Source organism: Ureibacillus sp. MALMAid1270, assembly GCF_049202975.1.
GTDB lineage: Bacteria > Bacillota > Bacilli > Bacillales_A > Planococcaceae > Ureibacillus.
In genome coordinates this window covers 1-25,116 of sequence record NZ_JBMIRP010000020.1, presented here as the reverse complement: position 1 = coordinate 25,116, position 25,116 = coordinate 1, and the positions used below count along the sequence as shown (strand labels likewise).

Below are 25,116 nucleotides of genomic sequence, written 5' to 3'. Positions count from 1 at the left end.
TCCGGAACTTTTATCCTTTTTCACACACCCATCATATAATGTATGGATTGATAATGGGACAACGGGGACTGGTTTTCTGTCCCATTTCAGTATTCCGCAACATTTCTGGGACACTTTTACTGTCCCCGATGTCCCACCCCCAACGTCCCACCGAATTACAACAATTTAGACATGTAATACTCATCCACAAATTCCCCATTAATTTTTAATGAGTTTCTTTTGACTCCTTCAATTTCAAAGCCGCGTTTTTTATAAAGGGCCACACCTGCTGCATTTTCAGTTATTGTTGTCAGCTCAAGTCTCCAGATATTTTTCTCGATCGCCCATTTTTCCGCATACTCAAATAGAGCTGTCCCTACTCCTTTTCCTCTATAACTTTCCAAAATCCCAATAACTATGTAAGCATTATGTTGATTTTTCTTAGCGTTGCCGCCCATTAACATCATGTAACCAATTAACTTCCCATCATCTTCAGCAACTAATATCGTAGCATTACTTCGTTTTTCAATTCGTTCCATAACTTTTACTTGTTGTTCAGGTGAAGTTTGTCTTTCACCAGGCTCCATTAACATGAAATTCGATGTAGCTTCAACTTCTTTTATAAGATTAATTAAGTTTTCTGCATCTTCAACTTTAGCTTGCCTAACATACATATCATTAGCCTCCTATAAATAAATTGGATTACTTAGATACAGTAACTTCAATATAAGAAGGCTTTAATCCTCTTTATTCTTGGATGTTACATTCGCTTTTATGGTCAATGGGACACTTTTACTGTCCCCAATGTCCCACAATAATCCTCTTTATACCTTGAATACTACATCCGCCTTTATAGAAAATGGGACACTTTTACTGTCCCCAATGTCCCACTTCCCAAATAAATTCATCCATTTAGAACATACTACACTTTAATGGTGTGCGAAAATTGGGTGGGAATTAGTGTACTTTTAGTGTTTTCATTACCTTTTCAATTGATATATGGAAAACTAAATGTATATAGGGTAATATATATGAAGAACGGAAGGAGGAGAGATACGATGTTTGATAACGTTGCTGTAACAATATTACAATCTCTTTTAGTAGTAACAATTCTATTTGTAGTAATAGGAATTCCTCTTGGGGATGTACTATTTAAGAAAAAATAAAACTGCATCCAGTGGGTGCAGTTTTTTACTCCACTTTACAAACTCTAAGAGAGAAATTTTGATACCATTCTGTTTTCCCTTTTTCTTGTGCTATTTTGTGGATGGCATGCTCTTTCCAATCCCTTATAGCCTCTAAAGAATCCCAATAAGAAACTGTTATTCCTAACCCTTCATCACGAGCACTTTCTACTCCTAAAAACCCTTTTTGTTGCGAAGCTAACTCCACCATTTTGTCTGCCATTTTCCCGTAACCGTTGTCACCTTCTGTTCGCTGAGATGCAAAAATCACAGCGTAATACGGTGGTTCAGGAGTTCTTGCAATTCCGCACATTTATCTTTCCCCCATTTTCCCTTTAATCTTTATACCAATCCACTTTAGAATAGGACCTTGGGATAAAAATCTTCTTCTCACGATTAATAAAATATCCAATTTTCGCAGGATGCCATAGATTATTAACATTACAAAGGCAATGAATGCTAGTAATAAATATTGAGTAAATTTCACGGTTGAGACGATTATTCTCATTCCTCTTATACATATTTTTTAGATTAATATCGGTAAACCAATAAGGTCTTTTCACTTCATTTCCCCATTCATTTCAAGAATTAATAAGGAAGACGATTAGTATGCGATCCCTACACGTGATTTTATATATTGATCACTATTAATCTGTTTATAAGTAAATTCAGCAGTATCCGGAACGTGAATTTTAGCTCCATCTACCGGTAAGTAGTCACGCTCCACACGATATTCACCGAGACGTTCTCCATCTGGTAAGTACGTTGGGCAGACAATCGTCCAGTCTAAAGTGGATTGTTTTAGCATCTCATAAGCTTTATGATGTTCTTCTGCAGCACGAGTGATTTTCTGTTTTGATTCACTAGATTGGTATCGAAGTAGATCCGGGCTAACTCTACTTTGTAGAATCCCTGCAGTTCCAACCGTAATAATCCTCTTAATGCCTTCGTTTTCCATTGCTTTAATAATGAGCGGCATACTTTCTGACAAAGTTGTTGTCCCATCGGTATTTAGCGCACTAATCACTGCATCTGCTCCACGCATAGCCCCAACAATATCCTCTTTATTTAAAACATTACCCTGTATAATCGTTAAATTCTCATTGTTTTGTTGAATCTTCACTGGAGAACGAACTAAAACCGTAACATCATGTCCGTCCTGAAGGGCATGATTAACGACCTCACTTCCAACTCGTCCAGTTGCACCTAATATTAATATTTTCATAAGGAAGACCTCCTAATTTGTTCAATTTAGTCAAAAATAAAAAAAGCATTAATCTACGTAGATTAACACTTTCCTTACAAACATGATATCATGTATTGCCTTTTACATCCTAAATTTACTCATCACTTCATAAGTCGACCTCTTGTTTAATGAATGAAAGACTGCACCTCATAAAAGGCTCATCTTGTATTACCCACCTAATATTACTTCTTCGGTAGAATCGCTTTTCATTTTTGACTTAAACAATTCCCCGTATGCTGCTCCACCTAAGATCAGCAACGCACCGACTATTTGCACCAAACCTAACGTTTCTCCTAAAATAACAGCCGAGAAAACCAACGCCGATAGAGGCTCTAAATATCCGAGAATAGATACAGACTGAACTGGTAATCCACCGATTGAGGAAAAATAGAAATAACAGCCGATTCCTGTATTAACAACTCCAAGAATCAATATTGGCACCCAGTTTACATCCATTATATTAACGGCAAAACCTTGCTTAAAGCCCATGAAAATCGCAACTGTTAAAAAGCTAATCACTAACTGGCCAGTAGCATTTTCAAGTCCTGTAATGCTTTTCGCCTTTTTATTGAAAATGACCATAACCGCATACATACTAGCAGCAAGTAAACCGAAAATCAGTCCCCAAGAAACTTCCCCTTGGAATAAAGCTCCCCCGTTTACACAAAGCATACCAATTATGACCGCAAGAAAACCGAGCAGCTTAGCACTTGTCATCTTTTCCTTAAAGATTAACGGAGACAAAATCATCACAATGACCGGACCACAATAGTAAGCCAGTGTAGCAACACTTACACCTATTTGTACATATGCCTCAAATAAAAAGATCCAACTTGCCCCCATTGCTATTCCGGAAATTATTAAATAGAGAAAGTGAGATTTATTTTTCCAAAACCTTATCTTTTGCCTCGTTAATGCAACTATTGCAATCAAAAATAAACTTCCAATCAATGTTCTAAAATAAACAATCTCGTAACTATTTAATAGAACATAGCTTGCAACGATGCCATTTGAGCCAAATAAAAGTAATGCAATGATGTTTTTTAAATAGGCATTTTTCATTTTCCTACACCAGACTCCTTCTTTAGAAGTTCAACTTTTAGTCCTTTCTTACTTGATTTTCATTTTAGAAATAGCATAGCATATTCATATGTATTACAGTTTTGAATGTTTTTCATGGTATGCATAACAAAATCTCATTCAAAGGAGAGAGCAATTTGAGTATCCAAAAATATATGGCTTTTGTTAAGGCTGTTGAATACGGAAGTTTTACTAAAGCTGCAGAAGCTTTAAAATATACACAGTCTGGCATTAGCCGAATGATCAATGATTTAGAGACAGAATGGGGAGTTAAGCTTTTTGAAAGAAACCGTGATGGAATCACATTAACACCAGATGGGTTAAAGCTACTTCCCCAATTAACAAGAATCTGCAATGAGCATGAAATGTTAATGCGACAAATTGAGGATTTACATGGGTTGGATACTGGAATAATCCGTATCGGCACATTTTCTAGTGTGGCAACTCATTGGCTACCAAATATGATTAAAGTCTTTAAGAAAGACTATCCAAATATTGATTTTGAGTTGTTGCTAGGTGATTATACAGAGATTGAACAGTGGATAATGGAAGGCCGTGTTGACTTTGGATTTTTACGCTTACCTACGAAAGCGGGCATGGAAACCATTTTTGTAGAACAGGATCGTTTATTAGTAGTTATTCCTGAAGACCATCCCCTAGCTGATTACGATAAGTTTCCACTTAACGAGTTAGCAAACAGTCCATTTATGCTTTTAGAAAAGGGAGCAAAAGCAGAAATCTCCGAAATCTTTGAGCAACACCAACTCGCTCCACAAGTTCATTTTACAACTTGGGATGACTATGCCATTATGTCAATGGTGGAAAACGGACTAGGAATTAGTATATTACCAGAACTAATATTACAACGTATCCCCTACAAGATTATTGTGAAGGAGCTTGAAGTTCCGGCATATCGAAATATCGGAATTTCCATGAGGGAGCAAAAATCACTTTCCCTTGCCGCTAAGAGATTTTTAGAGTATCTGTCTTTTAGAAAGCGAGCGTAAGAAAGCATGATGGAATTTCATTCAGGCTTTTTCAAAAGTTGAGAAAATCAAAAAAGATTGACGACCAAACGCCAATCCAAAAGTAAAAATTTATTTAAATTAAATTCAAATACAATCCCATAATTCCTATCCCAATAATAGTAAGAATTAATATTTTGTGCAAAGGCGCTTTTTCCATAATTGGTAGCAGTATTTCTGACACCGTCACCATAAAAATGATCCCTACTGTAAAACTAATTAGAGACGCAGATATTATCATATGTTCAGATCCAATAAAACTTCCAACATACACACCTAATGCAACTGGAATAGAAACAAGAAATGGAACTACTAACAAAGATAGATTCTTTATTCCCGCTAGCATAAGTGGCGTAAATAGAATAATACCTTCAGGAATACTGTGGAATAAAAGCGTTTGTAGCACAGACAATGTAAAATCTGCATCAGTACTTGTCCCAATTATGATTCCTATAGGGAAATTGTGTATAGAAATGCTAAACATTAATAATAAGCCCGTTTGAAGATACTTTTTATTGAATGAAGTACTCTTTAATGGTTGCTCGTGGTTTAATAAATTATGTAAAACTGAAAATGTCAACATCCCTACGATTAACCAAATAACACTAATTAACCAGCCACCTAACTCAATTGACTCTGGGAATATTTCAATACATATTAATCCTAAAATTAATCCTGCACATAAAGCATAAATATTGTTTATTCTGTTCTGTAATCCTTTAAATACCCACGCGATACACCCACCGATTAATATACCAATAGAATTACTCAAAAGACCTAATAGCCACATCCTAATGTCACCTTTCTATGGTTATAATTAGTGATATGGCAATTCCATAGTTTTTATGTGTAATATCTTTTAAGTTATGTTCTATTAATCCTGTAATATGGAAAATCAAGTTTGTGTGATTAGCATTTACGTGCCAAATTTAAACAAAGCAATTGATTTCTATACGAATACTTTAGGTTTTGAATTAAATAAACACTATGGACTTAAGATCGCAACACTAGTAAATGGAGAGCTCCCACTTGTATTAGAGGAGAACGATATTGCAACCTCGAAAGCTAAAGGATTTCCTCCCCCTATAAAACATAATCTCATAGACGTTCTCCTCAATATTTATTTTCTCTATGTTCTAAATAGCTTTATTTCTTCCTTCTTTAACTATCTCGTCCCTTTAGTAAATAAGCGACTACTCTTATTGAACAATCGCCTTCGTTTAGCTTAAGTGTAGTAATTCACAAATAATAAATTTACATTAAAGTTGGATCAGCACCAAACCAAGTTTGAGTAGCATTCTTTTCTGTTAATGGTTGAACCCAACAAACTCCAAAATTAAAAATTCTATGAGACGTATTGTGAAATGTTACATATTGAAGTCCATTACTTAAATAATCTCCACTATAGTCAATATAGTTAGGGAAATCAGTAAATTCTCCTTCTACTCCAATTGTTAGTTTTATATCGTTTTTGTAAAAAGATATCGCTTCAAGCCTTTCTCCACTTTCAATTTCTCCCTTTACATCTAACGTTGGTATGCAGCATTTAATCTCTTGATTCTTAAATTCACTTTTGTATTTATATTGAATTAAGTACCTACCATTTACATCTGGACAATGCGATTTAGTATCTAATTTTATAGCAGTAAATTCTATTTCTTCATTATTAACAAATAATTTAATATCACCTAAAGGAGTTAATAACATTATATCCCCCACTCCAACAATTTCTAAATAATCAATTTCAGAAGGAATCAGTAAATCTTCGGAAATCGCTATTTCTTTTTTATTACCATTAAAATTAAATAGAAATACACCTAGTGTTATTAATCCTAATATTAACAGGATCAACATTCGATTCTTCTTAATTTTTATCACCCCTTTATTAAGCTTTCAACTCTATTTCTCTAGCAAGTTAAGAGCTCACTTCGACCTTTCTCATAAATAAAGCTCCTTTCTAAAAGTCCAAACTCTCCGATGTTTTGATCAACCAATCCGAAAAAAAGCTCTTCTTCTTGAAATTGAGGATAATGCTTCGTTTCTTTTTCACGTTCAAACTCCTCTTCAACTATCTGAATCGCTCGGAATCTATTTCTTCTCCAGTGTACTTATCTACTAATTTTATTTCCTCACCACTTAATGATGTTTCACTTTCAAAATACCAAATAGATAGTCCCTCTAGGTTATATTTTTCTACCTCGTTTGATGGCAACATTGCTAAATCTAATATTCTTGCTTCATTTTCCCCAATTAGGATTTTTCGTTCATGGCCATGCCTAATTAATCCGTATACTAGATTCTCGCCATGACCTTTGTATCCATTTAAGCGTTCATAATTTCTTTCCTGATCCATTGATCCCCAAGTAAGCACATCTGCCTTCCATCCAAAAAGTCCCTCATAAACGTAAGTTGAACCTATGCTATTCCCATCTTTGATGAAAAAGAAGAGCGCTTTATCATTTAGCTTATAGCCTGGTATTAACACTAAATCATTTTCAATTGCTAATATTGCTTCTTGAGGTTCCGCATAAGATTGTAATTTTTCAAACACTCCCCAAATTACAGTAATTGAGATGATGAAAATAATTACCGGTATAATTGTTCGTTTTTTCATAAGTGCTTCCCCTCCTAGATGATGCTGGCTTTTTCATTACTTTTATAGTGTCTTTTTAAAACAAATAATTCGGTTTGCTTCGGTAAAACCTAGACTTAGATGTGTCGCCAAGCTCTCAACATTGTCTAATTCACAGTCACTTGCAAACTCCTGACAACCTTTTTCCTTCGCCCAGTTCTCGCAAGCTTGCACTAAACTTCTAGCAATACATTGTTTACGATAGGCTTCTTTTACATACAACCCCTCTAAATATCCAACCGGGCTTGTGCTTGTTCCTTCCACATAATCATAACGTAGTTGGCATTGTGCAAATCCAATTGCTTCATTGTCATGGTAAGCTAAGAAAATCGCTACATTAGGTTGGGAAATAAAATCATTCATTTCTTGAATAAATTCTTCTAATGTGTGATCTGGCCAAAGTAATAAAGCCAGTTGTGCAGCTTCTTTCGCTTCTTGTAAAGTCGCTTTTTTTAGCATGGTGAACCTCCTAATTTGGCTTGAATGGCTTTTTGATAAAGTTTATATCTAGACAGAATTCTGAGAAGTCATATGAAATTGTCTTAATAATGGGGTTATCTTGACAGAAAATTAGTAATTAAGTTGAAGTTGTCGAAATACCAGGCTTATTTAGACAGAATCATTAATATTCAATTAAAGTTGTCAAAATTACGAGCTTATTTAGACAGAATTCATTTAATCCGATCAAAGTTGTCAAAATAACAGGCTTTTTTAGACAGAATACTAAAAATCCAATCAAAACTGGCGAGATCAGAGTATTAATTAGCTTTCACAGAAATCCTCGTCAATCTTCATTATTCATTTACTTAATTCCACAACTCAAACATAACATATTTTCCAATTGCTTTTAAACTTGTATATAATTTCATATAATTGAGTGAACTATAGACGATTTTTTATTAACATAAATTCAGACTTGTGGGAGGTTACATTCATGAAGGAGAAAAGTAGTTTGTTACTTGGGCTCATATGTGGGTTGTTATTATGTTCCCTTGGTTCTTATCGAATTTTCACAGATCAGTTAGAGGAAATGTCTTTAACAGTTGGATATATTTTCGCTATTGCAGGATTTATTAGCTTTACTTTCTCATCTATAGGGTTGTTTAATACTGCCAAGTCTTAACTTTGGATGCAATAGCGGTTTCAATAGTAAAGGCACTTCTCTTAAATAAGAAGTGCCTTCATTTCTATATGCTATTTTCTTTTTGTATATTCCTTTATAGTGCCATCTGTAAATTTCACTTCTAGCTCAAGGCTTTGGTAATTTTCATCTAAATTAAAGGCATTCAACACTTCTGAAATGACAACATCATTCGCTGTGTTTTGATCGAAAGTGAATTTTTCAAAAATCGGGCTTAACACCTCAAATGCCTCGTCACCACTTAATACTTTATTCCCTATATCATCCTTGATTTCAGCTTCCATTCCATCTGTTTCATTTTCATAATCAACATCATATTCTTGGTTATTACCATACTCAACGTCTAAATCAAAGTGTGTGAAGTTAAAAGTAGCTCCACCTGTTTGAGTATCGTCCGTTTGAGTATCAGTGGTTGTGTCGTTTGTATCAGTTTGAGTATTCGTAGCTGTACCTTCTACAGGTGCATTATCAGGTACATTTGTAACTTTATCCTCATCGTTACAACCTAAAAGAAATAGCGCTAAAACTGGTGTTCCAAGTAATAATGTGAGATTCTTCATAATTATTAGCTCCTCCTATTTTTTATTATTTTTCTATAATTAAGTGTTATTTAATTTCATTTTTTTATACTAATTAATTGTTTTAGCTAACACATCGATATGTACTCAACAGTCACTGCTAAGATAATAGTTTTAGTATGTATGGCAATGAACAAAAATATTATAAACAACAGATAAGCCCTGATCAGTACAAGCAATGGAAAGGAACTGTATATCGGATTCTTGCAGGAAAAACTGCTGGAGATGAATTTAAAGGTGCGTGGGGACATATTGATGAAGCAGCAAAACAGTTAGATAACAGCAAGAGGAAACCTCAGTTTGGAAACATTCCAATCGCTGTCATCAACAATCCGGGGTATGGTGATGATTGGACAAAAATGCAAATGGAACTTGCCGCTCGCTCAACAAATCATAAACATATGACAAGCGATCGAAAGGGACACAGTTTACAAATGCCTCGCCCTGAATATGTTATTGAAATGATCCAGCATGTGATAAAACAAGTACAAGAAAGTAATGGCCGAACCCTTGCTGATTGTTATGAAGATTCTTCTAATTGGCATAAAGTCGATTCAGATACAAAATTGATTCATAAATACGTCCATTCTTAAATGCATAATTCCACACTGTAGTCTTTACAGTGTGGAATCTTTTATTGGGCTTATATTTATGAATAGCAATGCAAAATTTACTCTTATATGGTCTCCAAACTTTAAATTTTAATTACTTTATGAATTAACTCTTCCTCTAACTCATTACAAATCTCAGTGACATTGCCCAATACTGAAACATCAAAGTCCACTTCATTTTCTACTTCAGATTCATTAATAAGAATCATTTTGGCATCTTCATTCTTATGATAAACGAGTTCATTAAATGGATATACATCTAATGATGTACCTACAACGAGAATCAATTCCGCTTGTTCAACTTCTTTAATGGCTTCACTAAAATGATGAATTGAATCTCCGAATAACACTAAATTTGGCCTTAAAATTGCACCACACATGCATCTAGGTAAAACATTTTTAATTATTACGTTGTGGAGTGTGTCAGTGGATTTGCAAGAGGGACATATACATTCAAACATATTCCCGTATAGCTCAAGGACTTTTGCGCTACCCGCTTTTTTGTGGAGGCCGTCTACATTTTCTGTCAAAATGGTAACTTGTTTGTTTGATTGTTTCGCAAGCCATGCAAAAAAATGATGTCCATAATTAGTTGGAATGTCTTTAATTGTGGAAACTATTGAATTGTAGGTTCTTTGATTATGGGTAAAGTTCTGGAGCGATTTTTTAATTAGTGTGTAATAAGACTTCCAAAAAGATTCAGGTTCAGTATTAAATACTTTTTGATTTAAATCAGCCATAACAAAAGAGTTCTTCCTCCACAAACGATCTACCGTTGAACGATAATCAAGGATTCCGCTATCTGTACTAATACCTGCCCCGGTAAGTACAACGATTTTCTCAGCATTTACGATAAGCTGAGTGATTTTCTTTATTTCCTTCATTTCTTCTGGTTCATCTGCTTCTTCATAAAATGATGGAACTGGTTCTGAAAAATCTTTTATTAGCATCTGCACCTCAACCTCAGCAGGTGTAATGTTTGACCAATCTTCTTTTACTACAACAGAATTGATATTGAATGGATTTTCTTCAACTTTTGGAAATTCAGCGATCATTGCTTTTTCTACTTCATTTAGTACTAATTTTGAAAGTGGTGTATGTGGTTTCCCCTCTTTATTCAACGCAGTTATTTTCCAATATGTGCTATCAAAAGAAGGAAGCTCATCATTGGTACTGATTATTCTAGTTTGTAACGGTGGAAATAGACTTCTAGTCGCTTCAGCATTCCGCGCACCGTATTTATAAATAATTTCCCACGTCTCGCTATAACTCAGCCCAATAATATTATTCTCTAAATGGTTCTTCACAAAGAATCCAGACACTCCTAATGGGTTCGTATACCCAGGAATGTGAATTGTCCCCATTATTTCATAATGGTTGTCCTTACTTACAGGAACCCCTCTAACAATACTCCAACTAGATTCAGGTTGAGATTCTTTTTTCCACGAGACATCTTCACATAATATGAACGTTCCATATTGATTTCGATATTTTAAGTCAATGATTTTAAAATCTCCGTCAACACACGAAACAATGTCTCCAACGTTGATCTTCTTGTTCTCGAAATCATTCATCACCTTTAAATGTTTACTACTCAAATTAGCTTCTAACTCTCCTTTCTTCAGTGGGACGTTGGGGACAGTCTTTCTGTCCCAACCCGGGACATTGGTCTGCCTGGGACATCGGTCTGCCCGGGACATTGGTCTGCCCGGGACATCGGGGACAGTCTTTCTGTCCCACCACCACTCCAAACCTAATCTCTTCTTAGTTTCAAAACTGTTTATGTGACTTTCCTTTGTCCCTAAAAATATGAGACTAATACTCTACTATATTTACTAAAGGGTTTTTATAGACTTCTTCATCTAAATAGTTTTAAATATTTTTTACTGATTTTTGCAGTATCAAACTTCTTTTGAATGGTGAGTAGCACTTCTACCAATAGATTCACAATTTGATATAAGAATTACTTATATGAGTTCAATGGGACATTGGGACACTTTTACTTGTTCCCAATGTCCCTAATTTTAGACAAAAAAATAACCCATCTGAGTTGTTCACTCAGATGAGTTTAGGTGTAACACTGGGACAGATTTACTGTCCCCAATGTCCCGAGGTGTAACACTGGGACAGATTTACTGTCCCCGATGTCCCAACTTCCTACTATATTTTCGTCAGCATGATACCAAAGAGTGCTGTTAAGACGCCGATGATTTGGTAGGCTTTTAGTCTTTCTTTGTAAAGCCAACAGCTACCTAGTACGACAACTAAGCAGCTTAAGCTTACAATTGGGAAAACAATGCTTGCTACTCCTGTATTTAATGCGAAGAAGTAACTACTATAGCCTATTACACTAATGAATCCGATAAGGATTCCTAGTTTTAGCTCCTCTGATTGCCATTCTTCTTTCGTAATTAAGCTATTAATAATTAAAAACAGTGCCCCGCCTGCATACATACAAACTAGCGTATTAATGGAATCAATCTGTAAATGCGATGAAGTTTTCATTAGTATCCCTAGAACTCCAAAGGATCCAACAGATAATAAAATATGTAACATCCATGGCTTATAATCAATTTTCACACCGCCAGTACCTGGTGTATATTGGATGACTACTGCAGAAGCAAGCATCACAATGATTCCAATCCATTGTATTAAAGTAATATGTTCATGGAAAATGAGTGCAGCACTTAGTATTGGAATAATCGTATTTGTGCTAATTAGTGGTGAAGTTATACTTCCCGGCCCTTTAGAAAATGCCTTAGCCATCTGAATATTTCCGTTTGCATTTAATATTCCGATGATGGCCCCTAAAACAATAGTTATTAAGTTAAATGTGGAGAATCCTTTTATTAACCCATATCCCAGCATGATTAAAAATGCTGTTAGATTAAAGAAAAATTGCATATGTACTTTTGAAAGACCTGATTTTGAAGTAGCTTTAAAAATCATATTGTTAATACCAAAACAGAACATTGTCACCATTGCTGCTACAACCCACATGTGAAATCCTTCTCTCCCATTGATGATAGAGATATTTTAATGTAAAAACTTAGGATTTCAATGATATTTGCGTATTGTAGAAATAATCGTCATTTGTAAGAAAATCTACGCATTTTAGAGTTGAACCTGGGACATCGCGGGGACACCACTGGTTTAACAACGATTCTTATTTATTAGGAAAGAAACTTAAGTCTTTGAGCCAAGCCAACCTTTCCAATTTTTATTCACCATTTTATATTAGCGATCATTCAATCCCATTTGTTTGGAATGTATATTTTGAACCTTGCTTTGTCATTCTAAATGTAAGGTCTCATCTATACATTTATAAATATTTTTTATAAAAATGTTGAACTTTTCGTCACATAAGTATATTTTAGTTATAGATGTATATGATCGAAGGGGAGTAGTTTTAACAATAAAGCCGTCATTTCATGGGAACAACACCCATCGGTTTTATTGGCAACCTGGCGTTGTTAACAAGACCTTTGAATTGTGAAATTTTTCTATTTCATAATTCAAAGGTCTTTACTTTTTCTGAGATTATAAAATATTTTGGAGGTATAGTATGGATTTAACATTATTTTTACAGTACGGAGGAGTTTTGCTCGTATTAATCGTACTTGAGGGATTACTTTCTGCAGATAATGCCTTAGTACTTGCAGTCATGGCTAAAGGTTTACCAAAAGAACTTCAGAAAAAAGCATTAGATATCGGTTTAGCACTTGCCTTTGTTTTCCGTATTGGTGCAATCTTTGTTATTTCATTATTATTCGGTGTATGGCAAGTTCAAGCAATCGGGGCAGCATACTTACTCTTCATAGCCATCAAGCATTTCATGAAGAAAGACCATGAAGAAGTCGAAGTTAAACAAAAAAGTTTCAAAGCAACTGTTGCTCAAATCGCTTTAGCTGACATTGCATTCGCAGTTGACTCAATTTTAGCTGCAGTTGCATTAGTTATTGCTTTACCTGCAACAACTTTTGGTCACATCGGTGGTATCGATACTGCTCAATTTATTTTAATCGTTTTAGGTGCACTTGCAGGATTAATCGTTATCCGTTTCGCTTCAGCGTTGTTTATCAGATTATTAACAGATCGTCCAGCGCTAGAATCAGCTGCTATGTTAATTGTTGGTTGGGTAGGGGTAAAACTACTTATGCATACATTAGCTCATGATGCCATTCATGTTATTCCACATTCGTTCGTAGAAGGACCAATTTGGAATTCAATCTTCTGGGTTGTTATGTTATCGATTGCAATCATCGGATGGTTTGCATCAGGTAAGAAAAAAACTGAAACTGCAACTGATCATAAATAAAACTAAAAAGATGGACTGTCACTTTGACTGCTCCATCTTTTTTTAATAACTGGGACATTGGGGACAGTAAATCTGTCCCACTCTCCTCCCACCCCCTTATTCGCGAATCAAAACGCCGCCGAGGATGCCGCACCTGATTGGTCCGCTTTTACACAATCAATAGCCACAACAATGGCAATGATGATTGTTTCCATTTCTTCTTTTATTATTTGAACTTTATAACTATCTCCCCAAGTGAACCATTCTTTATTCACTCTACCTACTAATTCACCATGTTGATAAACCTGGAAGTCCATATCCCACCAGTTACCTTCTACTTCGATACCTTCACCATCAATCGTATAGCGCGCTTTTAAGAAAGAAAACTCCTTCTTAATCGTTAACACCTCGCGACCATTGACCTCTACAAAGAACTTCGGTAAAAAACTAAAAGTCTTTTTCGTAATGAGCGCGACTTCATTTCTTGCTGTATCCATAATCGTAAACGTCTTTGGAATTTGCATAAAGCTTCCTTCCACGTAGTAAATGTCATTTTCCAGCGGATCTTTAATCGTAAATTTGCCCTTAAGACTAAATACCTTTTGCTTTATAAATAGTTCTTTCATACATGCCATCCCCTTAACTGCCCCGTCCCTTTACCTTTATTATACTAAAGATATCCTCCCGATACATGGAAGGGCATAAAACAATCCCTATCGAATATTAATTAATTAGAAGGGGTGTTAAAGTCGATGCGTGTATTGGCAAATTTATTATTACGTTTATTGTTTTATCGCATACCTACCATAACAATTAACAAAGACGAAGAAGAGTTATTTAATCACCTATTTAATACTGCTATAAAAAAGCCTGACAAATTAATTGAGTACAATCTTTCTATTCCGAAATACAAGTTTCTTCATTACTTATCAAATGCTAAACCTGTTATTTTTCACGGATCCAACCATCTATCGATTGATTCCTTCGAACCCCGTGAACAGACTTTATATAACGGAAAGTTAGCGAATGCTATTTTTGCAACGAAAGATCTGATTTGGCCCGTTTTCTTTGCCATCCTCGATAAAAAGAAATTAGTAGGAAACTTTCGAAACGGGTCCCTCACTGCCAATGACCAAAAATCTTATCATTTTTATTCATTAACTAAACAGACTAAAAGTAATGAACAATGGACTTCTGGAAGGGTTTATATTCTCCCGGAAGAATCTTTCTCTTATTTAGGAAAAGGAGCTATTCAATTTAATGAATGGATTAGTAGCGAGCCTGTCTCCCCTCTCGCCAAAATAGCTGTAAAGCCAAATGATTTCTACTTCATCAATAAGGTAGCAAGAATGGACACCATAAGATACATCGTAAATCCATCAACTAGGGTCAATACAATGAAGAATGAAAATAACACAATGGCTACATAGTGCATACCCTTCTTTCTGCTGTTTGCTCAAGTTATTTGTAATACTCAACTAAACACTTCCTCCACACCTGTGTCTACGTAGACAGTCACTCTGTTTCGGCCAGCTCCTTTTGAGGAGTATAGTGCATTATCCGCCTTATTTAAAAGCTGATATAATGTTTCATCTTCATCTTTTGTTCTTTCGGCAACACCAAAGCTTACTGTAACATTAATATTTACCTCTGCATTATTAAATGGCTGTTCACTCAGATACTGGCCAAGTTGTTTGGCTAATGCTTCTCCTTGTGCAATGGTTTGTCCATTTAACGCAATCACAAACTCTTCCCCACCATACCGTGCAAAAAGTACCTCTTCATCTAAATAGGTTTGAAAAACTGTGGCAACATGTACAAGCACCTGATCACCAATATTATGTCCGTACGTGTCATTCACTTTTTTAAAGTGATCAATATCCATTCATGAAAAAAAACACCCGAAATGGCTTTTCCATCTCGGGCATTTGTTTTTTAAATACCGACTAATACGTTGGATAACATTTAAAATAGGCCTTCAATAACGTATATTGAAAGCCTAAAAATTGAATAAATTTAATTGTAATGAATTAAGGTATCACATCACGTAACCCTATTACCAAGCAGCAACCATGCCATCTGTTCTTGATTCAGTTCCACCTGCAAGTACCCCGGTTTTAGGGTTTCTCCAAATAATTTGGCCACGACCGAAACTGCCTGTATCAGGTAACACTTCAATGTCATGCCCTTTTCTTATCAAAGCCTGAACGAGATAATTTGGAAACTCTGGTTCAACATGTACTTTCTTTCCGCCAATCCATTGCCATCTTGGCACATCGAGTGCAGCCTGTGGGTTTAGAAGATAATCAATTGTATTCGTCACAACCTGGAAATGACCTTGGGGTTGCATATAACCACCCATTACTCCGAATGGACCAACCGCTTCTTTTCCTTTTGTTAAAAACCCTGGAATAATTGTGTGGTATGTGCGTTTGCCTGGTTTTAAATAGTTTGGATGGCTTTCGTCTAATGAAAAGTCTGCTCCTCTATTTTGTAAAGCGATCCCTGTACCAGGTACGACCACTCCTGAACCAAATCCCATATAGTTACTTTGAATGAAGGACACCATATTCCCCTCACCATCCGCTGTTGCTAAATACACCGTTCCACCCTTAACAAGTTCCAATGGTTTCGGTTCAATGGCTTCTTCGCCAATTTCTTTCACACGATATGCAGCGTGCTCTTTTGATAATAAACGATTGATACTGATCGGCATGTCAGCTGGTTCTGTAATAAATGCTTGTCCATCTACGAATGCAAGCTTCATCGATTCAATTTGTTGATGAATTGTATCAGCTGATTGCCATTTCGGTTGATCCATCAGTTCAAAATTATTTAATGCCATTAATGTGATCATTCCTTGACCATTAGGCGGAATCTCCCACACATCATAGCCACGATAATTTGTAGAAATTGGCTTTACCCATTCAGGTTCATATGCTGCAAGATCCGATTTTCTTAAAAAGCCGCCATGTTCCACCATGAAATCCTCAATCTTTTGAGCAAGTTCTCCCTCGTAAAAACTTCTTGCTTCCGTTTCTCCAATTTTACGAAGAGTTTCAGCATGGTCCTTAGAGCGCCAAATTTCACCAATCTCAGGAGCTCTACCATTGATAGAAAACGTATTGAACCAAGATTCAAATTCTTTTCCTTCTTGTCTCTTGTATGCAGCATAAGCTCTCTTCCAATACTTACCTAAAATTGGCGAAATCGGGTACCCTTCTTCTGCATATCGAATGGCTGGTTCTAGTGTTTCTAGTAAAGATAGTTTTCCAAATCGACTAGATAATGCAGCCCATGCAGCAGGCACTCCTGGAACTGTAATTGGCACTAAACCTAGTTTTGGCATACTTTCGTGACCTAATGCCTTTACTGCCTCCGCAGTTAGCAATTGTGGAGAAGGTCCTGAAGCGTTTAATCCATATAATTCGCCTTTTACCCAAACAATCGCAAAGGCGTCGCCACCAATCCCATTTGAAGTTGGTTCAACAACGGTCAATGCAGCTGCCGTTGCGATGGCAGCATCAATGGCATTTCCACCTTTTTTTAATATTTCAATCCCCACTTGTGCAGCTAGTGGTTGAGAGGTAGCAACCATCCCATTTTTGGCAAATACCGTATGTCTTTTCGATGCAAATGGATGATGTAAATAGTCCAATTAACATTCACGCTCCTATTTTTAGTAACTTTATGTAACTTTTAGAGAATCTTTTAATATATTATTCTAAATTTTACGAATATTTTAGCTAAAAGTAAACAAATTCTTTAAACAAAAAGAGCTGACTAGAAAACAATCGCTCCAGTCAGCTCTATTTATTTTTCTATTATACTTGGAATTGCTTCACATGATTATTCAATCCGTTAGCTAATTCTTCTAAATGATCTGCTCGTTTAAGAATTCCATCCATTGTTATTTCTTGATAGCGATCCAAGTCAATTTCATCTACAGCATCTTGAACAATCATCCCGGCTGTTTGACTAACTAACTAATCTCATACTAGAAATTACACTGATTGATGCGATATTTATGCTAATTAATAGAATCATAATAGTCAATATGACTATATTGAGAAAAAAATTATAGTATTTCTATTAAAAAGCAAATCAAAAATTGAATGAAAATGTTATTGTGACGATTCATGAAATTGAAGTATTAACTGAAGGAACAATGGTTAAAATAGATAAAGTTCAAGACCTAATTGAGAAATAAAAAAGACATAATGATAATAATTTTTTGACTTTAGTTATTATTCTCTTAGTTCTTTAAAAGTTAATGAAAATAATTAGGTACTCAATTATTACGTTTTCTTGTACCTTTCTCTTAAGGTTCTATATTTAACGTAAAATTTCCATATTGTTCATACAATATCTATTCAATTCAGTTGACAAAAGTCGACATCTACAGGAGAATTATAACTATATTAGAATTATTATTATAAAAGTACATGGAGGTTTTTGATTATGTCATTAATCGGAAAAGAAGTATTACCATTTAAAGCGCAAGCATTCAAAAACGGAGAATTCATCGAAGTATCTGAACAAGATTTTAAAGGTAAATGGAGTGTTGTTTGCTTCTACCCTGCTGACTTCACATTCGTTTGTCCAACAGAACTTGAAGATTTACAAGCTCAATACCCTGAATTACAAAAACTTGGTGTTGAAGTATATTCAGTTTCAACTGATACTCACTTCGTACACAAAGCATGGCATGATTCTTCAGAAGCAATCGGTAAAATTACTTACACAATGATTGGTGACCCTTCACACGTTATTTCTCGTAACTTCGACGTGTTAATTGAAGAAGAGGGTGTTGCAGATCGCGGAACATTCATTATCGATCCAGATGGTGTTATCCAAGCTTTAGAAATTAACGCTGGCGGTATCGGTCGTGACGCAAGCATTCTTATTAATAAAATTAAAGCTGCTCAATATGTACGTAACAATCCAGGCGAAGTTTGCCCAGCGAAATGGCAAGAAGGCGGCGAAACGCTTAAACCAAGTTTAGACCTTGTAGGTAAAATCTAAGGAGCGATACAAATGGCACTCGATGCAGAAATTAGATCACAGCTAAGTCAGTACCTTCAACTGCTTGAGAACGACATCGTCCTTAAAGTAAGTGTAGGTACTGGCAAAGCATCAGATGAAATGCTAGCTCTTGTTGAAGAGCTAGCTTCTCTTTCATCAAAAATTTCAGTGGAAAAAGTACAACTTGACCGAACACCAAGTTTTAGTGTAAACCGAGTTGGCGAAGATACTGGAATTGTATTCGCTGGTGTTCCACTAGGACATGAATTTACATCTTTAGTATTAGCACTACTTCAAGTAAGTGGTCGAGCGCCAAAAGTGGACCAAAATATTATCGATCAAATTAAGGCAATCGAAGGCGAATATAATTTTGAAACTTATGTTAGCTTAACTTGTCACAACTGTCCTGACGTTGTACAAGCACTTAACATCATGAGTGTGCTTAACTCAAATATTAAACACACAATGATTGATGGTGCAGTATTTAAAGATGAAGTTGAAAGCAAAGACATTTTAGCTGTACCAGCAGCTTACCTAAATGGTGAACCTTTTGGTAACGGCCGTATGACAATAGATGAGATCCTTGCAAAACTAGGGTCTGGCCCAAGTGCAGATCAATTCGCTGGCAAAGAACCATATGATGTTCTTGTTGTTGGTGGTGGCCCTGCTGGTGCAAGTGCAGCGATCTATGCAGCACGTAAAGGAATTCGTACTGGTATCGTTGCAGAACGTTTTGGTGGCCAAGTTTTAGACACTCTATCTATCGAAAACTTTATTAGTGTGAAAGAAACAGAGGGTCCTAAACTTGCTTTAGCTTTAGAAGAGCACGTAAAACAATACAACGTTGATATTATGAACCTTCAACGTGCTACTCGATTAGAGAAAAAAGATCTTATTGAAATTGAATTAGAAAACGGTGCAGTACTTAAGAGTAAAGCCGTTATTCTTGCAACTGGTGCTCGTTGGAGAAACATTAATGTGCCAGGTGAAGCAGAATTCAAAAATAAAGGTGTAGCATACTGTCCACACTGTGATGGTCCATTATTTGCAGGTAAAGACGTTGCCGTTATCGGTGGAGGTAACTCTGGTGTTGAGGCAGCAATTGACCTTGCAGGAATTGTAAATCATGTAACTGTTCTAGAATACAACGAAAGCTTAAAAGCTGACGAGGTACTACAAAAACGATTATCCAGCTTACCAAACGTTACTGTTTTAACAAAAGCTCAAACAAAAGAAATTACAGGTACTGACAAAGTAAATGGACTTACATATGTAGACCTAGAGTCTGGGGAAGAAAAACATATCGAACTTGCAGGTGTGTTTATACAAATCGGTTTAGTTCCAAATACTGAATGGCTAGAAGGTACTCTCGAACGTTCTCGTTTCGGTGAAATTATTGTAGATAAACATGGTGCGACTACAATTCCTGGCGTATTTGCTGCTGGAGATTGTACAGATAGCGCTTATAAGCAAATCATCATTTCAATGGGATCTGGTGCAACTGCTTCATTAGCTGCGTTTGATTATTTAATCCGAAACTAGCATTACTTGTATGTTAAAAACACTATCCTCGAATAAAGGATAGTGTTTTTTTGTTTCCCATCATATATTTATACACTAGGTATTTATTTAAAATTAATTTGATTTTTCCCACGTCTTTTAGCTTCATAAAGAGCAAGATCCGCATGATGAAATAACTCTTTAAAAGTTGTTATTTTACCACTTAAATTATCCGCTACACCCATACTTACGGTAATAGAGGAGAAATAATCACCATTAAATATTTTCAATTTACTTATTGCATCCTTAATCTGAATTGCTTTGTTTTTACCCTCTTCTAGAGAATTAACTGTTGTAATGATCACAAATTCATCTCCACCAAATCGCCCTATAATATCATCTTTTTGTAATATCTCTTTACAAGCTTTACTAACTTGTTTTATGACTTCATCACCAAACAAATGCCCATGCTTATCGTTATACAACTTAAAATCGTCTATATCAATTATGATACAAACAATATTTTCTTTATTTATTGAGGCTTGATTTAACAATTCATCAACCGTATTCTCTAAATAACTTCGATTGTATACACCAGTTAAAAAATCCGTATTAGCTTTCTTTTTAATCATTGTAATACTATGCTTCACTTCCAGCTTTAAAGCAGTTTGTGCAAGTTCTTTATCATTAATATCTGCTAGCAGTTTAATATATTCTTTTTGCACGATATATCCGTTTTGTATATCATTCATTTGATCACAAAGCTTCATTCTCTCTTCTTGAATGGTCTTTAATAAATACAAATCGTTATAACTTTCAACAAGTTCTTTAGCCTTCGTATAAGCATCAAATGCTTCCTGGTATAAATCTAACTTAGCGTGCCACATTCCCAATAAATCATAGTATTGAGACTTTTCTCTAATAAACGAATCTAAAATCTTGGAACGATTAATTTCATCCATTATCCTTTTAGACTCTACAAATTTTTGAAGCCCAATATAGGATTTTGCCATATTTAACTTAACTCTTGTTTCTAAAATTTCACTCTGTGGTTTATGTAACTTTGCCATTTCTAGTCCTATTTTGGTCATTTCTAAAGCTTGTTCATAGTTTTCTTCCACTATGTATAGATGGCTTAAATTACTATAGCCATTGCTAACGATATTGTACTTTTGAATTTTCTTACCTAATTCAATTGTACGAAGTAGTGTATCTTTTGCTTTTATATAATCCTTTTGGAACTCATAAAGTAAAAATCGTACATTGTAAAAACTTAACCAATCCGCATCATCACCATATTGCTGACACACTTCACTATAAGCATCTATACTGTGAAATGCCTCTTCAATATCACCAATACAATAAAAGGAAGCAGCCTTTACTATATGTGCGACTAAAATAGATTTATGATCATTCAATTCTAATCCTTGTTTAAGAAGTTCTTGGCTTTCCTCAATCGCTTCTTTATACTTTCCATCAGATCTAAGTAATGAGACCCTTTGTTGTAATACTTTTAAATGCTTATCATCCATACTTACACCCAATTCTTACATGTATTAATTAATATATCGAACATTTTTCAAAAATTTTTATTTAATTATTACATATTAACTTGGGTTTAGCGCGAGTGTCAGGTACTATTTTAGAAATGGCGAGCGATGTTATAAAGAAGAATGAAAATAGTGTGAGTGGCAGGCACTCACACTATTTTTATCTTCTAGTATTAAACATACTTAACAACGAGCCTACTTGCCTCATAATATTAATCCCTTGGTTAATAGTTCCCATATGTCCAGCGATGGCGTTTAATTGTTCTGGTAATCTGGATGGAGGGCGGCGATTCGGAGGCTGATTTGGTCCAGGCATTCCATTCGGGTGAAAATAGGCTTCGTCTTGTCTTCTCATCTGATTTTGGTAATAGTATAACTCTTCTTGTCTTCTTCTTTGGTCAGGATAAACATACCCTTCCCCCTTCCTTCTCTGATTTGGATAAGGATAGGCTTCATTGGGTCTTCTCATTTCATTTGGATAAAAATATGCCTCATCCTGTCTTCTTATCGGAGGAACAGGTCCAGATCCCCCCCTTTGTGAATACATAGGAGAGCGTGGCCCACCATAAGGGTCTCGAGGATAAAATACCATTCATTCACCACCTATCAACAATAAATTTATCTTCAATGTAGTATATGGTCGGATTCTCTAATAACTTAGACGTTTGAATAATTACATTTAATTAATAATTATAATTAATAATTACAACTTCCCAACAAAATTCGAGTTATGAAACTTTCGACAAGAACAAAGTGGATATTGCGACCTTTGATTTTACTTTTATAACAATTCCGTCAATTTGGTTGACAAAAAACTTTGTTATTTTATTGAGTAAATCGATAATTATTAATGATTTATAAAAATATACACTTCTGTATAATTTATAGTTTAATAATAATAAAATATTTACTATATTCGACAAATCGTTAGAGTACAATATTAATATTGTAAACTTAGATGACATAAAACATATGAAACCGTGCATTAAACTTAATTTTTAAACCATATAAACTGCAAATCATTCATTTACACAATCTATTTTCAAAAAATAACGCGTAATGGAACTACAAATGACTATACGATAACTATTTCGTCAACCTGATTGACAAATAATTATCGTATAGTACTGATAATAATAGCTGCTACCTGTTTAATAGATAAAATCTAATCTTGGTGATAACTATCTAAGTAAAATATCCAATTCCCCTAATTTTTCTCGACAAAACACAACAAGCCAACGCCAATTACGTAAACTAGGTTGACAAAAATTTGAATCTTGTACACATTAATCTCAATTGTTAGAGGTACTTTTATTTCCCAAAACTTCAATAGTATGCTCATTTCAGTATGTATAAAATTTGGTTACATTCATTACCATGATTCGACTTAAAATTATTTATATGAAACCTGAACGACTCTCTTATTACCTCATATTATTCAATAGAGATATCTCACTATCGCATCATCAATGAATAAAAAACACTTTACCAACTTATTCCTATTCCTTAAAATAAGTACATTAAAACAAAGGGAGATCATTTATGGAAAAAGGCTTAATAATTGTCCTTAACGGTGTTTCAAGTTCAGGTAAAACTTCATTAGCTAATAAAATAACAAAATTACTACCAGATTTTTTTACTTTTAGTATTGATGACTACGATATTGTGATAGAAAAAATGGAAGATCGGGAAAATAATCGACTAATCCCCATTGAAACAGAATATTTCTATTATAAAAATGTAGCAATGTTTGCAGACAGAGGAGTTAACTTAATACTCGACCAAATCATTCATGACACGATAACAATGCATACTTTTTATGAAACGTTAAAAGATTATTCTGTGCTTTTTGTAGGCGTACACTGTTCTCCGGAAGAACTGATCAAAAGAGAGCAATTAAGAGGTGATCGCCGTATAGAATTAGCCATCTCTCAACTTGAATTTGTACATAAACAAGAAGTATATGATATCGAAGTAAATACAGGCATACAATCAACGACCGAATGTGCAAAAGAAATTGTGAATCGTCTATCCAGTTCAGAACCATTAACTGGGTTTAATCAATCGCTTCTTACTTCAATTAAATAAATTAAAAAACACCTTACTTCCAAATTGGAGCAAGGTGTTTTTTAATTTATTTAATTACTTAATAACTCATCAATCCATTTTTGTACTTTCAAGCCCTCATCGAACTTCACTGTTAGAGCTTCTTCTCCATTCACTAAACGATGACAAGAATCCACGAGTGATAATGGTTTAATTTCCGGAATTACATGAACTTCTTCTTGCCCCTTTTCACTCACCCAAAGCTCAGACCAGTTACGAATCGTCATTACTTTTGATGTACCGAATACCTTAAATTCAAGTCGCTCAATTTGCCCAATACCGGATAATCCGTTCAATAAAACAGGGATCCCTGATTCCGTTTTTGCTAAAGCTGATACACCCGTCTCACATAATTCCACGTTTTCTGGATATGTAATCTCATGAAATAAAATCTTTAAATCACCAAATAAATGATGGATCACTTGTAAATAATGTGGGAACACTTCTCGGATAAATCCACCTTGTTCACGTGTACTAATCCAAGGATTTTGCTGCCAAGGGCGTGGCCAAACAGGGAAATATGTATGAAGTTCTACACGGACAATGTCACCAAGTTCTTCACTTGCAATTGCTTCCTTTAATTTATTTACAACTGGACTATACATCAATGGAAAATGCATCGCTGTATGAACATTTGCTTTTGTAGACGAATCAACCATCTTCTCTCCGTCTTCTGCATTATGAGCAAGTGGTTTTTCAGATAAAATATTTAAACCGAAACTTGCCGCTTGTTCTGCTAAACTTGCATGGCTTACAGGAGGTGTACCAATATAAACCCAATCTGGTTTCGTTTCAAAAAGTTCCTCCACATTTTCTGCTACTGTCAATTTATATTTAGCTGCTATTTCTTGTAATCTAGTTTTATTCTCATCAAAGATTGAGATAATTTCGCATTTTTCACTGTTTAGAAGTTGATTTATAATTCTTTCCCCTACTACACCTACTCCAATAAGTGCAAATGATGTTTTTCTCATATAATTTTCCCCTTTGCTTCTTGGTATTTAATAAATATAAAAAGACTTAATAACTCAACTTTCGCAGAGTGAAATCGGTAAATAAGCCTTGATATAATTAGGTAGTTCTGAGATCCACTGCTCCAGTTGACTTTGTATTAACTTTTTGATTTTCTTATTTGTTTGTTCAAGCGCATCTTCAAGAAGTT

Annotated in this window: 27 protein-coding genes; 9 read left to right on the top strand and 18 right to left on the bottom strand. The window is 35.0% G+C overall.

The genetic code is table 11. The features are described from left to right. Positions 1-155: 155 nt before the first annotated feature. The 4 genes from ACOQFO_RS01570 to ACOQFO_RS01555 form a co-directional block, all read right to left on the bottom strand. Positions 156-653, bottom strand: a complete 498-nt coding sequence (locus tag ACOQFO_RS01570; RefSeq protein ID WP_421687964.1) for a GNAT family N-acetyltransferase — start codon at positions 651-653, stop codon at positions 156-158. Between the two features lie 517 nt (positions 654-1,170). After that, entirely contained in the window at positions 1,171-1,476 is a 306-nt protein-coding gene (locus tag ACOQFO_RS01565; RefSeq protein ID WP_421687963.1) for an antibiotic biosynthesis monooxygenase family protein, read from the bottom strand. A gap of 291 nt (positions 1,477-1,767) precedes the next feature. After that, the gene (locus ACOQFO_RS01560) at positions 1,768-2,388 is read right to left on the bottom strand and encodes an NAD(P)-dependent oxidoreductase (RefSeq protein WP_421687962.1); all 621 of its coding nucleotides are present in this window, start codon (positions 2,386-2,388) and stop codon (positions 1,768-1,770) included. A gap of 189 nt (positions 2,389-2,577) precedes the next feature. Beyond that, positions 2,578-3,471, bottom strand: coding sequence for a DMT family transporter (locus ACOQFO_RS01555; RefSeq protein WP_421687961.1), 894 nt, complete (start codon positions 3,469-3,471; stop codon positions 2,578-2,580). Between the two features lie 155 nt (positions 3,472-3,626). Between ACOQFO_RS01555 and ACOQFO_RS01550 the strand changes: the two genes are divergently transcribed. After that, the gene (locus tag ACOQFO_RS01550) at positions 3,627-4,496 is read left to right on the top strand and encodes a LysR family transcriptional regulator (RefSeq protein ID WP_421687960.1); all 870 of its coding nucleotides are present in this window, start codon (positions 3,627-3,629) and stop codon (positions 4,494-4,496) included. A 94-nt stretch (positions 4,497-4,590) separates the two neighbouring features. Here ACOQFO_RS01550 and ACOQFO_RS01545 read toward each other — a convergent pair whose 3' ends face one another. After that, positions 4,591-5,304, bottom strand: coding sequence for a ZIP family metal transporter (locus tag ACOQFO_RS01545; RefSeq protein WP_421687959.1), 714 nt, complete (start codon positions 5,302-5,304; stop codon positions 4,591-4,593). A 97-nt stretch (positions 5,305-5,401) separates the two neighbouring features. Between ACOQFO_RS01545 and ACOQFO_RS01540 the strand changes: the two genes are divergently transcribed. Continuing rightward, entirely contained in the window at positions 5,402-5,743 is a 342-nt protein-coding gene (locus ACOQFO_RS01540; RefSeq protein ID WP_421687958.1) for a VOC family protein, read from the top strand. A gap of 25 nt (positions 5,744-5,768) precedes the next feature. On the opposite strand, the gene ACOQFO_RS01535 is transcribed toward ACOQFO_RS01540, so the two are convergent. From ACOQFO_RS01535 to aac(6'), 3 genes are all read right to left on the bottom strand, one after another. Continuing rightward, positions 5,769-6,368: a hypothetical protein gene (locus ACOQFO_RS01535; protein ID WP_421687957.1), complete on the bottom strand. Its 600-nt coding sequence runs from the start codon at positions 6,366-6,368 to the stop codon at positions 5,769-5,771. Positions 6,369-6,582: 214 nt separating this feature from the next. Next, the gene (locus ACOQFO_RS01530; RefSeq protein WP_421687956.1) at positions 6,583-7,128 is read right to left on the bottom strand and encodes an aspartyl-tRNA synthetase; all 546 of its coding nucleotides are present in this window, start codon (positions 7,126-7,128) and stop codon (positions 6,583-6,585) included. Positions 7,129-7,170: 42 nt separating this feature from the next. After that, positions 7,171-7,605: an aminoglycoside 6'-N-acetyltransferase gene (gene aac(6') / locus ACOQFO_RS01525; protein WP_421687955.1), complete on the bottom strand. Its 435-nt coding sequence runs from the start codon at positions 7,603-7,605 to the stop codon at positions 7,171-7,173. Positions 7,606-8,080: 475 nt separating this feature from the next. Here aac(6') and ACOQFO_RS01520 point away from each other — a divergent pair, with 475 nt between their 5' ends. Next, the gene (locus tag ACOQFO_RS01520; protein WP_421687954.1) at positions 8,081-8,269 is read left to right on the top strand and encodes a hypothetical protein; all 189 of its coding nucleotides are present in this window, start codon (positions 8,081-8,083) and stop codon (positions 8,267-8,269) included. Between the two features lie 71 nt (positions 8,270-8,340). Here ACOQFO_RS01520 and ACOQFO_RS01515 read toward each other — a convergent pair whose 3' ends face one another. Continuing rightward, positions 8,341-8,847: a YusW family protein gene (locus tag ACOQFO_RS01515; protein ID WP_421687953.1), complete on the bottom strand. Its 507-nt coding sequence runs from the start codon at positions 8,845-8,847 to the stop codon at positions 8,341-8,343. Between the two features lie 137 nt (positions 8,848-8,984). Between ACOQFO_RS01515 and ACOQFO_RS01510 the strand changes: the two genes are divergently transcribed. Next, positions 8,985-9,458, top strand: coding sequence for a hypothetical protein (locus ACOQFO_RS01510; RefSeq protein ID WP_421687952.1), 474 nt, complete (start codon positions 8,985-8,987; stop codon positions 9,456-9,458). Between the two features lie 101 nt (positions 9,459-9,559). Here the strand turns inward: ACOQFO_RS01510 and ACOQFO_RS01505 are convergent, their stop codons facing one another. Further along, positions 9,560-11,074: an SIR2 family NAD-dependent protein deacylase gene (locus ACOQFO_RS01505; protein ID WP_421687951.1), complete on the bottom strand. Its 1,515-nt coding sequence runs from the start codon at positions 11,072-11,074 to the stop codon at positions 9,560-9,562. Positions 11,075-11,636: 562 nt separating this feature from the next. Then, positions 11,637-12,476: a DMT family transporter gene (locus tag ACOQFO_RS01500; protein ID WP_421687950.1), complete on the bottom strand. Its 840-nt coding sequence runs from the start codon at positions 12,474-12,476 to the stop codon at positions 11,637-11,639. Between the two features lie 565 nt (positions 12,477-13,041). Between ACOQFO_RS01500 and ACOQFO_RS01495 the strand changes: the two genes are divergently transcribed. Then, complete coding sequence (locus tag ACOQFO_RS01495; protein WP_421687949.1) at positions 13,042-13,794, top strand: TerC family protein; 753 nt, start codon at positions 13,042-13,044, stop codon at positions 13,792-13,794. A gap of 107 nt (positions 13,795-13,901) precedes the next feature. On the opposite strand, the gene ACOQFO_RS01490 is transcribed toward ACOQFO_RS01495, so the two are convergent. Next, positions 13,902-14,399 (bottom strand): LURP-one-related/scramblase family protein, encoded by a 498-nt coding sequence (locus ACOQFO_RS01490; protein WP_421687948.1) that lies wholly within the window; start codon positions 14,397-14,399, stop codon positions 13,902-13,904. A 126-nt stretch (positions 14,400-14,525) separates the two neighbouring features. Here ACOQFO_RS01490 and ACOQFO_RS01485 point away from each other — a divergent pair, with 126 nt between their 5' ends. Further along, positions 14,526-15,203, top strand: coding sequence for a hypothetical protein (locus ACOQFO_RS01485; RefSeq protein WP_421687947.1), 678 nt, complete (start codon positions 14,526-14,528; stop codon positions 15,201-15,203). Between the two features lie 44 nt (positions 15,204-15,247). Here ACOQFO_RS01485 and ACOQFO_RS01480 read toward each other — a convergent pair whose 3' ends face one another. The 3 genes from ACOQFO_RS01480 to ACOQFO_RS01470 form a co-directional block, all read right to left on the bottom strand. After that, a complete protein-coding gene (locus ACOQFO_RS01480; protein WP_421687946.1) occupies positions 15,248-15,658 on the bottom strand; it encodes a GGDEF domain-containing protein in 411 nt (136 codons plus the stop codon). A 171-nt stretch (positions 15,659-15,829) separates the two neighbouring features. Next, positions 15,830-17,431 (bottom strand): gamma-glutamyltransferase family protein, encoded by a 1,602-nt coding sequence (locus ACOQFO_RS01475; protein WP_421687945.1) that lies wholly within the window; start codon positions 17,429-17,431, stop codon positions 15,830-15,832. 166 nt (positions 17,432-17,597) lie between these two features. Then, positions 17,598-17,738, bottom strand: a complete 141-nt coding sequence (locus ACOQFO_RS01470; RefSeq protein ID WP_421687944.1) for a hypothetical protein — start codon at positions 17,736-17,738, stop codon at positions 17,598-17,600. A gap of 496 nt (positions 17,739-18,234) precedes the next feature. On the opposite strand from ACOQFO_RS01470, the gene ahpC reads away from it, so the two are divergent. Together ahpC and ahpF are read left to right on the top strand one after the other, a co-directional pair. After that, positions 18,235-18,798: an alkyl hydroperoxide reductase subunit C gene (ahpC, locus tag ACOQFO_RS01465; RefSeq protein ID WP_421687943.1), complete on the top strand. Its 564-nt coding sequence runs from the start codon at positions 18,235-18,237 to the stop codon at positions 18,796-18,798. 12 nt (positions 18,799-18,810) lie between these two features. Then, complete coding sequence (gene ahpF / locus ACOQFO_RS01460) at positions 18,811-20,340, top strand: alkyl hydroperoxide reductase subunit F (RefSeq protein ID WP_421687942.1); 1,530 nt, start codon at positions 18,811-18,813, stop codon at positions 20,338-20,340. Between the two features lie 83 nt (positions 20,341-20,423). Here the strand turns inward: ahpF and ACOQFO_RS01455 are convergent, their stop codons facing one another. Further along, complete coding sequence (locus tag ACOQFO_RS01455) at positions 20,424-21,830, bottom strand: tetratricopeptide repeat-containing diguanylate cyclase (RefSeq protein ID WP_421687941.1); 1,407 nt, start codon at positions 21,828-21,830, stop codon at positions 20,424-20,426. Positions 21,831-22,008: 178 nt separating this feature from the next. Beyond that, complete coding sequence (locus ACOQFO_RS01450; protein ID WP_421687940.1) at positions 22,009-22,440, bottom strand: hypothetical protein; 432 nt, start codon at positions 22,438-22,440, stop codon at positions 22,009-22,011. A 950-nt stretch (positions 22,441-23,390) separates the two neighbouring features. Between ACOQFO_RS01450 and ACOQFO_RS01445 the strand changes: the two genes are divergently transcribed. Next, positions 23,391-23,936, top strand: coding sequence for a chloramphenicol phosphotransferase CPT family protein (locus ACOQFO_RS01445; RefSeq protein ID WP_421687939.1), 546 nt, complete (start codon positions 23,391-23,393; stop codon positions 23,934-23,936). Between the two features lie 50 nt (positions 23,937-23,986). Here the strand turns inward: ACOQFO_RS01445 and ACOQFO_RS01440 are convergent, their stop codons facing one another. After that, positions 23,987-24,928 carry a Gfo/Idh/MocA family protein gene (locus tag ACOQFO_RS01440; RefSeq protein ID WP_421687938.1) on the bottom strand — a complete coding sequence of 314 codons (942 nt, stop codon included), beginning with the start codon at positions 24,926-24,928 and terminating at the stop codon, positions 23,987-23,989. Positions 24,929-25,116: the final 188 nt, after the last annotated feature.

Coding starts and splice junctions, on each gene's coding strand:
- ACOQFO_RS01440 (WP_421687938.1), bottom strand. CDS start 24,928: ATGAGAAAAACATCATTTGCACTTATTGGAGTAGGTGTAGTAGGGGAA.
- ACOQFO_RS01555 (WP_421687961.1), bottom strand. CDS start 3,471: ATGAAAAATGCCTATTTAAAAAACATCATTGCATTACTTTTATTTGGC.
- ACOQFO_RS01445 (WP_421687939.1), top strand. CDS start 23,391: ATGGAAAAAGGCTTAATAATTGTCCTTAACGGTGTTTCAAGTTCAGGT.
- ACOQFO_RS01565 (WP_421687963.1), bottom strand. CDS start 1,476: ATGTGCGGAATTGCAAGAACTCCTGAACCACCGTATTACGCTGTGATT.
- ACOQFO_RS01485 (WP_421687947.1), top strand. CDS start 14,526: ATGCGTGTATTGGCAAATTTATTATTACGTTTATTGTTTTATCGCATA.
- ACOQFO_RS01455 (WP_421687941.1), bottom strand. CDS start 21,830: ATGGATGATAAGCATTTAAAAGTATTACAACAAAGGGTCTCATTACTT.
- ACOQFO_RS01540 (WP_421687958.1), top strand. CDS start 5,402: ATGGAAAATCAAGTTTGTGTGATTAGCATTTACGTGCCAAATTTAAAC.
- ACOQFO_RS01530 (WP_421687956.1), bottom strand. CDS start 7,128: ATGAAAAAACGAACAATTATACCGGTAATTATTTTCATCATCTCAATT.
- ACOQFO_RS01570 (WP_421687964.1), bottom strand. CDS start 653: ATGTATGTTAGGCAAGCTAAAGTTGAAGATGCAGAAAACTTAATTAAT.
- ACOQFO_RS01450 (WP_421687940.1), bottom strand. CDS start 22,440: ATGGTATTTTATCCTCGAGACCCTTATGGTGGGCCACGCTCTCCTATG.
- ACOQFO_RS01510 (WP_421687952.1), top strand. CDS start 8,985: ATGTATGGCAATGAACAAAAATATTATAAACAACAGATAAGCCCTGAT.
- ACOQFO_RS01495 (WP_421687949.1), top strand. CDS start 13,042: ATGGATTTAACATTATTTTTACAGTACGGAGGAGTTTTGCTCGTATTA.
- ACOQFO_RS01535 (WP_421687957.1), bottom strand. CDS start 6,368: ATGTTGATCCTGTTAATATTAGGATTAATAACACTAGGTGTATTTCTA.
- ACOQFO_RS01480 (WP_421687946.1), bottom strand. CDS start 15,658: ATGGATATTGATCACTTTAAAAAAGTGAATGACACGTACGGACATAAT.
- ACOQFO_RS01500 (WP_421687950.1), bottom strand. CDS start 12,476: ATGTGGGTTGTAGCAGCAATGGTGACAATGTTCTGTTTTGGTATTAAC.
- ACOQFO_RS01520 (WP_421687954.1), top strand. CDS start 8,081: ATGAAGGAGAAAAGTAGTTTGTTACTTGGGCTCATATGTGGGTTGTTA.
- ahpF (WP_421687942.1), top strand. CDS start 18,811: ATGGCACTCGATGCAGAAATTAGATCACAGCTAAGTCAGTACCTTCAA.
- ahpC (WP_421687943.1), top strand. CDS start 18,235: ATGTCATTAATCGGAAAAGAAGTATTACCATTTAAAGCGCAAGCATTC.
- ACOQFO_RS01470 (WP_421687944.1), bottom strand. CDS start 17,738: ATGATTGTTCAAGATGCTGTAGATGAAATTGACTTGGATCGCTATCAA.
- ACOQFO_RS01560 (WP_421687962.1), bottom strand. CDS start 2,388: ATGAAAATATTAATATTAGGTGCAACTGGACGAGTTGGAAGTGAGGTC.
- ACOQFO_RS01515 (WP_421687953.1), bottom strand. CDS start 8,847: ATGAAGAATCTCACATTATTACTTGGAACACCAGTTTTAGCGCTATTT.
- ACOQFO_RS01545 (WP_421687959.1), bottom strand. CDS start 5,304: ATGTGGCTATTAGGTCTTTTGAGTAATTCTATTGGTATATTAATCGGT.
- ACOQFO_RS01490 (WP_421687948.1), bottom strand. CDS start 14,399: ATGAAAGAACTATTTATAAAGCAAAAGGTATTTAGTCTTAAGGGCAAA.